The sequence below is a fragment of the Bacteroidales bacterium genome (genome assembly GCA_013141385.1).
Taxonomy (GTDB): domain Bacteria; phylum Bacteroidota; class Bacteroidia; order Bacteroidales; family Tenuifilaceae; genus UBA8529.
In genome coordinates this window covers 84,702-97,170 of the sequence record JABFRB010000020.1, presented here as the reverse complement: position 1 = coordinate 97,170, position 12,469 = coordinate 84,702, and the positions used below count along the sequence as shown (strand labels likewise).

At 34.7% G+C, this 12,469-nt stretch carries 13 protein-coding genes; 11 read left to right on the top strand and 2 right to left on the bottom strand.

Annotated elements, in window-relative coordinates; all coding sequences use genetic code 11:
• Positions 1-137: 137 nt before the first annotated feature.
• From HOO91_12870 to HOO91_12820, 11 genes are all read left to right on the top strand, one after another.
• A complete protein-coding gene (locus HOO91_12870) occupies positions 138-1,346 on the top strand; it encodes an alpha/beta hydrolase (GenBank protein ID NOU18442.1) in 1,209 nt (402 codons plus the stop codon).
• A gap of 272 nt (positions 1,347-1,618) precedes the next feature.
• A complete protein-coding gene (locus HOO91_12865) occupies positions 1,619-3,277 on the top strand; it encodes an NAD(P)-binding protein (protein NOU18441.1) in 1,659 nt (552 codons plus the stop codon).
• A gap of 254 nt (positions 3,278-3,531) precedes the next feature.
• Entirely contained in the window at positions 3,532-5,472 is a 1,941-nt protein-coding gene (locus HOO91_12860) for an electron transfer flavoprotein subunit alpha (GenBank protein NOU18440.1), read from the top strand.
• Positions 5,473-5,841: 369 nt separating this feature from the next.
• Entirely contained in the window at positions 5,842-6,327 is a 486-nt protein-coding gene (locus HOO91_12855) for a hypothetical protein (GenBank protein ID NOU18439.1), read from the top strand.
• A gap of 128 nt (positions 6,328-6,455) precedes the next feature.
• Positions 6,456-7,091 (top strand): CPBP family intramembrane metalloprotease, encoded by a 636-nt coding sequence (locus tag HOO91_12850; protein ID NOU18438.1) that lies wholly within the window; start codon positions 6,456-6,458, stop codon positions 7,089-7,091.
• Between the two features lie 148 nt (positions 7,092-7,239).
• Entirely contained in the window at positions 7,240-8,007 is a 768-nt protein-coding gene (locus HOO91_12845; GenBank protein ID NOU18437.1) for an AraC family transcriptional regulator, read from the top strand.
• Positions 8,008-8,037: 30 nt separating this feature from the next.
• Complete coding sequence (locus HOO91_12840; protein ID NOU18436.1) at positions 8,038-8,481, top strand: VOC family protein; 444 nt, start codon at positions 8,038-8,040, stop codon at positions 8,479-8,481.
• Positions 8,482-9,052: 571 nt separating this feature from the next.
• Positions 9,053-9,406, top strand: coding sequence for a helix-turn-helix transcriptional regulator (locus HOO91_12835; GenBank protein NOU18435.1), 354 nt, complete (start codon positions 9,053-9,055; stop codon positions 9,404-9,406).
• Positions 9,407-9,664: 258 nt separating this feature from the next.
• Complete coding sequence (locus HOO91_12830; protein NOU18434.1) at positions 9,665-9,952, top strand: hypothetical protein; 288 nt, start codon at positions 9,665-9,667, stop codon at positions 9,950-9,952.
• A gap of 84 nt (positions 9,953-10,036) precedes the next feature.
• A complete protein-coding gene (locus tag HOO91_12825) occupies positions 10,037-10,354 on the top strand; it encodes a cupin domain-containing protein (GenBank protein NOU18433.1) in 318 nt (105 codons plus the stop codon).
• A gap of 18 nt (positions 10,355-10,372) precedes the next feature.
• Positions 10,373-10,708, top strand: a complete 336-nt coding sequence (locus HOO91_12820) for a cupin domain-containing protein (GenBank protein ID NOU18432.1) — start codon at positions 10,373-10,375, stop codon at positions 10,706-10,708.
• A gap of 249 nt (positions 10,709-10,957) precedes the next feature.
• Here HOO91_12820 and HOO91_12815 read toward each other — a convergent pair whose 3' ends face one another.
• Together HOO91_12815 and mtnP are read right to left on the bottom strand one after the other, a co-directional pair.
• Positions 10,958-11,482 (bottom strand): adenine phosphoribosyltransferase, encoded by a 525-nt coding sequence (locus HOO91_12815; protein NOU18431.1) that lies wholly within the window; start codon positions 11,480-11,482, stop codon positions 10,958-10,960.
• Between the two features lie 241 nt (positions 11,483-11,723).
• Positions 11,724-12,467, bottom strand: coding sequence for an S-methyl-5'-thioadenosine phosphorylase (mtnP, locus tag HOO91_12810; GenBank protein NOU18430.1), 744 nt, complete (start codon positions 12,465-12,467; stop codon positions 11,724-11,726).
• Between the last annotated feature and the right edge of the window lie 2 nt (positions 12,468-12,469).

Genomic DNA, 12,469 nt, shown 5'->3' with positions numbered 1-12,469 from the left:
CTCCTTGCATATCCAAGGAATCAAATCACACTTCGATTATCAATGAAAAATAGTTTAACTTTGATATATAAAATCAAAGAAAAATTAAGTTATAAAAGAGTTATATATCATTTCATTAAACCAAAATTATAAAAAGTATGAAAAAATTATTATTCGTATCAATGTTTATGGCACTCTTTATTGTGTCGAATGCCCAATCTAATAAGAAGATTGAAATAGGCACAATTGATACTTTAAATTCAAAAATATTAAATGAGAAACGTGCAGTTTGGGTTTATGTTCCCAATCAACAGGACAACAATCTTTACTCCAAACAGCACTACCCTGTTGTGTACCTATTCGATGGAGGTGCCCATTTTTATTCAGTTGTAGGAATGACCCATCAATTAAGTACAGTTAACGGAAATACAATTTGTCCTGAGATGATTGTTGTGGGCATCAACAACACTAACCGAACAAGAGATTTAACACCAACTATCGATGATAGAGTCCCTAATTCGGGAGGAAACGAAAAACTAATCTCCTTCATCGAAAAAGAGTTAATTCCTTATATCGATTCAACATATCCTACTGAACCATACAGAATGTTAATTGGGCACTCCTATGGTGGATTGGCTGTAGTCAATACTTTAATCAATCACACTAATCTATTCAATTCATATATTGCTATTGATCCAAGTATGAGCTGGAAAAAGCAAAGTTTTTTAAAAGATGCAGAGAAAGTCTTAGCTGAGAAGAAATATAATAATGTTAACTTCTACCTAGGTATTGCAAATACTATGGTTAATGGGATGGATACTATAAAAGTGAAACAAGACACAACTCAAATGACTTCACATATTCGTTCAATCCTAGAATTAGCGAACTATACTAAAAAGAATAGGCAAAACGAGTTAAACTTTCAATTCAAATACTATAGCGACGATAATCATGGTTCTGTTCCTTTAATTACTGAATATGATGCCCTTCATTTCATATTTAGCTTTTACAACTTCAACATAACCTATAGTGACTTTATGGATACGACCATTGCATTTCCAGTAAAAATTGAAAAGCATTATAAGGAGATATCCCAGAAAATGGGATATAGTGTTAAACCTCCCGAAGGACAGATAAATAATTTTGGTTACAGCTCTTTGAATAGGAAAAGCTATTCTCAGGCAGAATATTTTTTTAAACTTAATGTTGAAAATTACCCTGAAAGCTATAATGTTTATGATTCCTTAGGTGATTACTATGTTGCTGTGGGTGATAAATCAAATGCAATAATTTATTTTCAAAAGTCATTAGCAATTAAGGAAATCCCCATCACGCGACAGAAACTAGAAAAACTACAAGGGAAATAAGAAATGTCCTTTTTAATCCGAGGCAGGAACCTCGGATTTTTTATTCCTGCAAACATTATCAGCAAAATATAGGGCTTTGTCCATTTTAATCCACTGCTTACATGTCCATTAATCATTGAAAAGAATAAAGGAGAAAACCGTTTTTCCGAACTATTGAACAAATAAAACCTCTAAACGTTAAGCATGTACACGATTTTAAAGAAAGACATTCATAAACATCAATGATTTAGGCATAATTAACAATTGTAAATATTAAACATGGAGGTCATAGGATGAGTTTTACAGACACAGTAACAACGGATGTTTTAATAATTGGAGGGGGACCATCTGGTTTAGCCACTGCAATTCATTTAGCAGATACATTTAAGCAAAAAGGGCAGATTCATAGAATATTACTAATTGAAAAAGGAAGTTCTATCGGAAGTCATATAATGTCGGGAGCTGTAATTAAGCCTTCCGTTTTCAAAGAATTGCTGCCCGAAGTTGATTTCTCTGAAATTCCTTTCAGCTCAAAAGTAACAAAGGACAAAACGGTATTACTTGGCGAAAAAATCAGTTTCACTTTGCCATTTCATGTTCCGTACATGAACAACAAAGGCAACTACGTTGCTTCATTAGGTCAAATATGCAAATACCTTGCAACCAAAGCCGAAGAGAAAGGTGTAGAAATATACACAGGCTTTGCAGTAGATGAAATCCTATACAAAGATGGAAAAGTAATTGGTGCCAAAACCAAAGATACAGGCTTGGATCATCATGGGCATCAGCTGGAGAACTTCCAGCCAGGCACTCGTGTTGAAGCCAAGATTACCATTTTTGCCGAAGGCACACGTGGAAGCTTAACCAAAATGCTTATCAATAAGTTTCACCTCGACAAGGATCGCAACGAGCAAATTTACTCATTAGGTTGCAAAGAAGTATGGTCAGTTCCTGATGGTAACATCAAGGCTGGACAGGTTTATCACACCATGGGCTACCCTCTCAACAATGATGAATTTGGTGGTGGTTTCATTTACGGGTTAGCCGATAATAAAGTGGCTGTTGGACTTGTTGTTGGACTCGATTATAAAGATCCATCTTTCGATACACACGATGCAATGCAAATTTGGAAAACCACTCCTTTTGTTTCCAAATTCTTAAAGGGTGGTAAAATGGTAGAATATGGTGCTAAAACGCTACCTGAAGGGGGTTACTATGCAATTCCAAAATTATATGTTGATAATGCTTTAATCGTTGGCGATAGCGCAGGATTGGTTACTATGCCAGCCTTAAAAGGTATACATTTAGCCATCAAATCAGGGATGTTAGCAGCGCAAACCGCTGCCAATGCATTATTGAACAATGATACTTCGGAAAAAAGTCTTCAACTTTATGAGACGCTGATAAATAATAGTATTATCCGCAAAGAGATGTATCCTGTCCGAAACTTCAGACAAGGATTTGCTAAAGGGTTAATTATTGGTGGATTACATTTTGGAACTCAACTAATAACTGGTGGAGCAGGTTTCTTTGGAAGACTTAGATCTCATGCCGACTCTACAACAACGCTAAAACCAAGTGAATTAAAAAAGAAACCTTTTAAAGAACGCTTTAAGGGTAAACTTGAGTTCGATAAGGTATTAACATTCGATAAAGCCACTGACATCTATCATTCAGGGGTATACCATGACGAGCAGCAAGTTGTGCATCTTAAAATTAACGATCTGGGAAACTTTAATGCCGTTAATATCGAAGAGTATGGCGCACCTGAACAGTTTTACTGTTCATCGGAGGTATATGAGCTTCATATCAATAAAGATGGCAAGAAAGAACTCAGAATTCATGCCGAAAATTGCATGCATTGCAAAACATGCGATATAAAAGCCCCTGGAAAAGGCATTACATGGGTAGTACCCAATGGTGGTAATGGTCCTGATTTTCAAAACATGTAATAAATCCAAGTTGCTACTTATAATAATGTTTTAAAGAATTGATTAACGAATATCGATTAACGATTTAGGATTTTTGAAATAAAGACGAAAAAAACACTGATATCTAGAATTATGATGCTGAATTTCAAATAACTTCTAAAATCAAAATTCGTTAACCGAGCGTTGCGAGTTCACCGAAGGTAATCCTTGTTCTTAAATCTCCTGTTTTACCCATAATTAGCAACTTAAATTAATAACTAAAAGATACTGAAACAATGGCTTTAACAATAATAAGTTTAATAAAACAAGTTCCACTTCCCACCGAAATGAGAATGGGTGAAGATGGGTTAATGGACAGAACAAAAGCAAAATCAATTATTAACATCGATTGCCAATTCGGGTTGGAAGCAGGCTTACAGCTCAAAAAACAGAATCCCGATTCACGTTTAATTGTTTGCTCCATGGGGCCTAAATCATTTGAAAATGCACTTAGAACAGCTATTTCAATGGGTTATGACGAGGCATACCTTTTATCGGATCGAAAGCTTGGCGGAAGCGATACTTATGCCACTGGACTTGCAATCTCTACAATGCTTAAGCATCTGGGATTTACCAAAGACTCTAAAGATCCCTTTATAATTTTAGCAGGCCGACAAACCAGTGATGGCGATACTGCTCACGTTCCATCGCAGGTAGCCGAAAAAATAGGAATTCCACAGGCCACTTTTGTTGAAAGCGTAAAATCTGATGGTACGGGCAATGTAATTGCAAAACGTATTATCGAGGGTGGATTTCAAATGATGAAATTACCTATCCCTTGTGTTATCTCGTTAACTCCAACAGGAATTCCTCCCCGCAAACCATCTTTAAGCGGAGCTATCAAAGCACGTAATTTGAAAATTACAACTTTAGGGATTGACGATATTGGTTTAGGAACCGAAAAGATAGGTATTAATGGTTCACCAACCATTGTAGTAAAAGTAGTTAATATTGTAAGCGAACGTCCACCTATCACGATGTCCGTAGGCCACAATGAAGTTTCTTTAGTCGACAGCCTAATATCAAACTTTAAAAAAGGGGGAAATGTATTAGCAAAAAAAGAGAATGTTGCTAAAAAGGAGATTGATCGACCCGATTTTCCTGAAAAAGACTTTAGAGATGGTGCACGAGGAATTATTACCTGGGCAGAAGTGACTAATGATAAAATCTCAAGGCCTTCAATCGAACTTTTAACTCCTGCCAGAAACTTGGCAACACAACTTGGCAACGACACCAAGGTAATGACAGTAATTATTGGGAAAAATGTACAACATCTGGCTCAAACAATGATTGAACATGGTTCTGATGAAGTTATTGTTATTGAAAATGATAAACTTGAAGAATACCAAGTCCTTCCATTCTCATCAATTATTGCCCAAGTCATTAAAGAACGAAAACCAGAAATCGCCCTTTTTGCTGCAACCACCTCTGGAAGAGAATTAGCGCCTAGAATAGGTATGAAAACCGATAGTGGCGTAACAGCAGACTGCACTGGACTTGAAATTGGAGAATACATTGATAAAAAAGAAAAAGTAATTTACACACCCATCCTTGAATCAAAGCGTCCCACATACGGCGAAAGTAAACTAGCAACTATCCTTGGCTTTGTTTGCCCACAAATTTCAACTGCCCGAGCGGGCACATTCGAAATCCCAAAACGTATTGAAGGACGACAAGGAATTATCTCAAGTTTTAATCCTGTTTTAAATGATAAAGACTTTGTAGTTGAAATTGTAAAAACAGAGAGAGGCGAAGGCGGATTACAAAACCTTTTTGAGGCTGATATCATAATTTCAGGCGGTAGAGGTACCATTAACGATAATTTAGGCTTGGTAAAAGGTCTTGCTGATGCGCTTATTGCACAAGGCATAAATGCTGAATGGACAAGTAGCCGTCCAGTAGTTGATGAAGGTATTACCGAATATGCAAGGCAAATTGGACAAACCGGAAAAACAGTTCGTCCTAAAGTATATATTGCCGTTGGTATATCGGGTGCAATTCAACACGTTGCCGGCATGAAAGAATCGGAAAAAATAATTGCCATAGATCGCAACCCTAAAGCACACATTTTCCAAAATGCTGACTTTGGCATAGTTGGAGAATATCAGGATATACTGCCAGAGCTGATTGAACGTGTAAAAGGCGGATTCACATTTGGAATTGAACCTAAAAAATAAATATAAGCATCGGTTATTGCAATGATTACCTAATCCTGCTGAAGGTGTGTTAAAAGTCAATTAACCGCAAAGTATTATAACGCGAGTTCGATGTAAGTATAATATATTGATTATCAGTTCACCATTAGATTGTTGCTTTGTCATGCTGAACGAAGTGAAGCATCTGTTTTATAGATCATTAGATCCTTCGCTTCGCTCAGGATGACACCTTACATCGAACTGACGTTATTATAAGATTTCGCGAAGTTCGCAAAAAGTCAATGAATTGTTTAATATATATTTGCGTTCTTTGTGTTTTCTGCTTTGTGGTCTCTGCGGTTATTAATTAATCTTTTTAAACAGCCTCCACAAGCGGGTAAATTAGGAACAATGGAAAATACAAATTTTAAAGCTGAAAAGGTAACCAGAACTGCAACCATTACCTTAAATGGAAACATTAAGGCAGTTTTTCCCCTATTCGGGGCATTTGAGGAGAGAAAATGGGCCGAAGGTTGGAACCCAACCCTAATTTATCCTTCCACAGAAGTTATTGAAGAGGGAACAACCTTTAAAACCCAAGGCCACAATGATGAATTGGAATATTTATGGCGAGTATCAAAGTACGATCCACAGAATTACTTAATTCAATACTTAGTCTCAACCGAAAACCGATACTGGACAATAACAGTAAAATGTAAACCTGTTACAGAGATTCAAGTAATGGCAGAAATCACCTACACATTTATTGGTCTTAATGAATTAGGCAATAAACTCAACCAACACGCTATTCAACGCATGTACCAACACAATTTATTGGATTGGGCGGAAGAGATAAACTATTTCCTTGCAAATGGGAAATTGAAGACAAGTAAATAGAATTGATTATTTTTCTTTAAAAAATAATTTGCTAAGTTTGAAAATTGTCCGTATCAGAATGTATTGTTCAATATATTACCTTGGTATGGGTTATACGAGTTAGGTGCAATGCATTAAAAGATAAATCTATGAAGAAAATTAAATTTGAGATTCTTAAAATTTTGTTATTTGGATTAATATTCCCAATAACCTATTTAATTTTCAACTTTACTATTAAGCAAATAGGATTACAATCAGGGTATTGGGTATCATCTATTATCTACTGGATAATAATTTCATCATTCACATTGTATTACTTAGGGTTTCAAGGAATTCTTGAATTATACAAGGTTAATAAATCAAAAACACAATTATGGGGATTGATAGCCTTTATTCCTGTAATTGGAACTTTTTTTGTCTCTTTTATTCCATCGTTCCCTCAATTAAGGGTTTCTTTAATGATTCTGACAATATCAACTGGCATTATCAATGGGACTTGCGAAGAATTATTTTGGAGGGGATTGACACTAAAAACAGAATTTAAAAATAAATATATTGTAATTGTTGCCTCCACCATTGGGTTTGGATTATGGCATTTGACATTGGCAACTATTAGTGGATTAAAATTTCAAGGAGGAATTGGCGCATTAGTAGGAGGAGCCTTCTTTATGGGAATTTTATGGCAATTTGTTGCAACAAAAACAAACAATATCTTTCTTGTTACACTAGCGCATATTTTAGTTAACATTTTTGCCTTTTCAACATTGATTTTGGAGAATTGGTAAGAAACAACAATAGGTCAAGCATTTCGTCCCTCTTTGTGATTTCTTATCGTAGAATAATGATGCATCTCAAAAATTCGCTGCATTTCACACCGCAACTATTTGCCTATCATTCCTAAAAATATTACTGTAACAAATAATTGCGTAAAGATTGGAAACAAAAAACAACATAGAATATTCAGAATTAAAACCAGACATTTCATTATCCGATTTTGTTAAATGCTTTTGGCGTTTTAATAATATTTCCTCTGCAAGATACGATTCGATAATACTTCCTGACGGTTGCTTTGATATAATTGTTGAGATAAGAGATTACAAAATTCAAAATATCTTACTAACCGGTTTATGGACAAATCAGATTGATATTTCAGTTGCTGGGAACACTGTACTTTTTGGAATACGTTTTAAACTCTTATCGGTGGAGTATATTCTACAGCAAAACATTTCATCAATTGTTAATAACAGCCAAATTATTGGTAGTGATTTTTGGAATATTAATTCGTTAATAACACTTGATTTTACCTTATTCTGCAACCATATTACAACTAAATTGATCTCAATTGTTGGAGATGGTAAAGGGACAAACAACCGTAAAGTTCAACTTTTCAACAACCTATACCATACCAACGGTTCATCAACTGTTTTGGAATACGCAAATATTGCTTCGTGGAGTAGCAGGCAAATAAATAGATACTTTAGCAATAAATTTGGATTGTCTTTGAAAGCATATTGCAATATCCTAAAGGTGTTTGCCTCTTTAAGCGATGTAAAAAAAGGAAAACTTTTCCCAGAACAGAATTATTTTGACCAATCGCACTTCATTAAGGAAGTTAGGAAACATACAGGCGTTAAGCCTAAAGAATTAAGTGATAATAAAAACGACCGATTTTTACAATTATTGACCATGAGTGAAAAGTAATTTTGCATTGTAATTTTAAATTTAAACAAAATGAAATTCAACAACATTAGACTTTTGGTGAACGACTTTAATAAGTGTTTCACCTTCTATAATGACATTTTAGGATTAAAATGTACTTGGGGTAAACTTGGCGATAATTTTGCCAGTTTTGATTTTGGTATTGAATCTGGTCTTGCACTATTTAAGGCGGACTTAATGAGTGTTGCAATTAACAATGCAGGTGCTAAAAAGAACGATAATCTGCAAGATAGCTTTGCAATTATAGTTCAGGTTAATAGCGTGGATGAAACCTACACTGATTTGAAAAAGAAAGGCGTTAAATTTATAACCGAGCCTATGGACATGCCTGCTTGGGGGATAAGGGTTTCTCATTTCCGAGACCCTGAGAATAACTTGATAGAACTATTTAATAGTTTGCCAAAGGACAAGTGGAATGAACATTTGATTGAAGATGAAAAAGAATTTAAAAAGTAGAAACAACAAATAGCACAACATACAAGTAATGGCATGGTTTGTGAACTGCCAAGGATAATATTTCTATCGTAGTTTCAATTTCCATTAATCCGAGGCAACTGTCTCGGATTTTCTATTCTTGCAGGTCTTATCTACCTCAATTTTAGTTTAAGTTTATAAGAGATAAAACTCACCTAACATTCCCTTAATAGCGAATAATAATTTGAAAATAAGCCATACCAAAAGATGAGGTTTAATATTCATTTTTAGGAGTATTACCAACTCAAAAGCAAGCAACCTACAAACCATAGAGCAACATTATAAAGATTACACGTAAGCTATTGCAACTCGGTACTGAAATTAAGCTTATACCTACCCCAAACATAAAACAACCTACTTCCTCGATGAAATGAACGAGATTGTTTTTGGAATAAGGTACTTAATTTGTAAATCCAACGACTCTATTTTTAAAACAACTGACTTAGTTTATAATATAACCGACTTAAAATATAGAACAAACGACTTTCTTTTTATATTAAACGAGTTTGTTTTATATTTACAATATTTATTTTTAATTTCAAACGACTAGGAGATGCTAATATTCAACTTTACACGAATTTTTAGGGCTAGAGGGATTGATAAACCCTTCAGTTACCTTGTAAAAGCAGGATACTCGGACAATTTTGCCACCCGTGTAGCAAATAGTAAGATGGAAAGATTGAACTTAAAGGACGTGGAGAAACTTTGTGTTTTGCTACAATGTACACCAAACGACATTCTTGAATGGATTCCAGACAAGAAAGAAGCGAAGATCGAGAAACATCCACTAAATACCCTAAAAAGAACAGGAAGCGTCACCCAGCTAAGCCAAATACTAAACGCTGTTCCTTTAGACAAACTCGGCGAGATTGAGACCTTAATCATGAAAGAGTTGAAAAAAGAATAATTAGGTTGTACAATCAAGTAAGTAGTCGATAGGCTAAAAGCCTATTGAAAAGCCTCTCACATCTCTGTATATAAATCCGAGCCTCCCTCCTCGGATTTTCTATTCTTGCAGGCTGCGCCCGCATTAATAGTGCAATCATTAGTATAATCATATATAGGACCCAACTCATTGAATAAACCATTTGATGATTTATAATAATTTGCTAAGTTTGAAAACAAATTATCCTCAAAAATGGGGGTTATAAACAAATTTTAACACATGCAAAAAGATAGCAATATAAAACGATCAATAAATTTGGCATATTATAAAGAAGAAGATTGGGAACGATTCTTAGAATCTATTGATGATAAGGAAAATATGCACGATACATGGAAAGATTGGCACAATATTTTCTTAAAAATTAAAGAGGAATTAATTTCGCATGGATACATTGTAAATGATTTTGTGGTCGAAATTGACGAACTACAAGATTATTGTAAAATGAGAGGCATAAAGAACGATGGGGACGCTCGATATCAATTTGTAGAAAGCAAACAAATAAAGTAAGAAAATGGGATTTAAATTGATTGGTATAAAGGTTAATACATTATTCCTTATGTCGAATTCACGTTAAATTAATTAGTGAACATTATGATAGTAAAATCTGAAAATGCTAAGAATCGACAATTTAAAGGAGTTTCATTTGACGTTTTAGCTGTTGGACAGAAATCAATGGTAACAAGGATGAATTATAGGGTTGGTGACAAAGTGCCACTACATTCTCACCCCAATGAGCAAAGCGGATATGTGATTTCTGGAAAATACAGAATCAAATATCAAGACATTAATGAAATTCTTAATTCTGGAGACAGCTATTCAGTACCTGAAAATGTTGAACATTCATGGGAGGTGCTTGAAGATGGTGCGGTTATAGATACATTTATTCCACCAAGACTTGACTATTTATAAATTTAAAAGCCAATGAATATGATTCCGATATTTCCAAAACCTATCGTTGATTTGCCTGAAGCTGATATTCCGATTAATGGAATTAAAGCATTTCTTTCGCAAGGATTAAAGCATCAGATTGTATTTATGGAATTTTCCGAGGATATTGACGTCCCTGAACATTTCCATGAAAGTCAATGGGGAATTGTACTTGAAGGTAAGATTGAATTGACAATAGATGGAGTAAAAAATGTATTTGTAAAAGGGGATAGATTTTTTATAGCCAAGAATATTAAACATTCGGCTAAGATATACACAGGTTATGCTTCTATGGAATTTTTTGATCAGGTTGATAGATATAAAGAAAAAAAATAAACACGAACCACCAATCAAGTAGGCAGTCGATAGCCTATGAGTCTATCAGAGAGACTCTCACCACATTTGCTTGATGAAGTCTTCTGACTTCGTTGTCTTTAAATTTCGACCTTCAGACCGCTCCAAATTTCATAAAAGAAAAATTCTCGACTATTTCTCTTTACATAAAAACGACGAAGCCATGACTTCGTCGTAGAGAAATATTCAAATACGAGGTTCAAAAATTAGCAGTAATGAGGCTTATTCCTCTTACTCTCCCTCAAACTGTACCATAGAGAAAATATCATGTCCTTGGATGTTATTTCTTCCTCCAAGTTCTGGGAGTTCAACAATAAAAGCGCACTCAACAACAACTCCACCTAATTTTTTAACAAGGTTTATTGCTGCATTAACTGTTCCTCCAGTTGCAATAAGGTCGTCAATAATAACAACTCTTTCGCCTTTACTAATGGCATCCTCATGAATTTCAACTTCCGCAGTACCGTATTCAAGGGAATATTTTTCACTTAGCGTTTTAAAAGGTAATTTCCCTTTTTTTCGAACTGGTATAAAACCAACTCCTAAACTATATGCTAAAACAGCACCAAACACAAAGCCTCGTGCATCAATACCTACAACCTTATCAATTTTTTTATCCTTATAACGATTATGAAACTCATCACAAGCTAACTTGAAAGCAATAGGATCCTGCATTAGCGTTGTAATGTCTCTAAATGTAATATTCTCAATAGGAAAATTAGGAATTGAACGAATTGAGTCCTTTATTCTTTTCATATGCTTATTGTTTAAACTATTTAATTTCATTTTTAAAGTGATTTTTTCTTTCTGCAAGATAAATGGAAAATATAACCTATACTAAAAAAATGTTTGTTTTCTGAATAGCTTCCATTTTTTCTATATTCTCATCTCTTTATTATTACACATTAGACTAATAATTGCTCAAACATTAAAACAATATATAAATTATTGAATTTGCATTTTTTCGATCCATTCACCCAAGCAAACTCGAAGGTACTTATCTGATTTTGGGCAAAGCGTTAATAATAATTTGTGTTACGTTTCCAACATTTTTATGAAAAACCTCGAGGATTTCGTCCCAAGTTACGGGTTTCTCATCCTCTTTCCAGCAATCATAATCAGTACTCATGGCAATAGCTGCATAGGGGATTTTAAGTTCATTTGCTAGTATTGCTTCAGTAGCCACAGACATGTTGATAATATCAGCCCCCCAAGATCTAAACATTCTGGATTCTGCTCGAGTTGAAAATCTTGGACCTTCAATTGTAACAACCGTTCCTTTAGGGTGCATTTGAAATCCTAGATTCTTACCTGTTTCAAACAGCAAATCCCTTATCTGGGGATTAAAAGGATCGGGCATGGCTGGATGCTCAGAGCCGTTTGCAAAACTATCGAAGTAGGTGTTTTTTCTAATTTTTGTAAAATCGATAAACTGATCGATAATTACAAAATGTCCTCTTCCTATCTCCTGACGCAAACTACCACAAGCGGTTGTTGCAATAATATGAGTAACGCCTTGCTCCTTTAGAGCGAATATATTGGCTCTATAATTCACCTCACTTGGATTATATTGATGCTTTAGTCCATGGCGTGATATAAGAACAACATCAACACCATTTATTTTACCACAACGTAGCGAAGATGTTGGATCTCCGTAAGGTGTGCTGATTTTTACCTCGGTTGGGTTTGTAAGAATTTGTGGATTATCAAATCCTGAACCTCCAATTATGCCAATTTTTATCA

Bases quoted from the DNA above. Each gene is read 5' to 3' on its own strand.
- HOO91_12840 (NOU18436.1), top strand. From the start codon at position 8,038: ATGAAATTCAACAACATTAGACTTTTGGTGAACGACTTTAATAAGTGT.
- HOO91_12865 (NOU18441.1), top strand. From the start codon at position 1,619: ATGAGTTTTACAGACACAGTAACAACGGATGTTTTAATAATTGGAGGG.
- HOO91_12830 (NOU18434.1), top strand. From the start codon at position 9,665: ATGCAAAAAGATAGCAATATAAAACGATCAATAAATTTGGCATATTAT.
- HOO91_12855 (NOU18439.1), top strand. From the start codon at position 5,842: ATGGAAAATACAAATTTTAAAGCTGAAAAGGTAACCAGAACTGCAACC.
- HOO91_12815 (NOU18431.1), bottom strand. From the start codon at position 11,482: ATGAAAAGAATAAAGGACTCAATTCGTTCAATTCCTAATTTTCCTATT.
- HOO91_12835 (NOU18435.1), top strand. From the start codon at position 9,053: ATGCTAATATTCAACTTTACACGAATTTTTAGGGCTAGAGGGATTGAT.
- HOO91_12820 (NOU18432.1), top strand. From the start codon at position 10,373: ATGATTCCGATATTTCCAAAACCTATCGTTGATTTGCCTGAAGCTGAT.
- HOO91_12860 (NOU18440.1), top strand. From the start codon at position 3,532: ATGGCTTTAACAATAATAAGTTTAATAAAACAAGTTCCACTTCCCACC.
- HOO91_12870 (NOU18442.1), top strand. From the start codon at position 138: ATGAAAAAATTATTATTCGTATCAATGTTTATGGCACTCTTTATTGTG.
- HOO91_12850 (NOU18438.1), top strand. From the start codon at position 6,456: ATGAAGAAAATTAAATTTGAGATTCTTAAAATTTTGTTATTTGGATTA.
- HOO91_12825 (NOU18433.1), top strand. From the start codon at position 10,037: ATGATAGTAAAATCTGAAAATGCTAAGAATCGACAATTTAAAGGAGTT.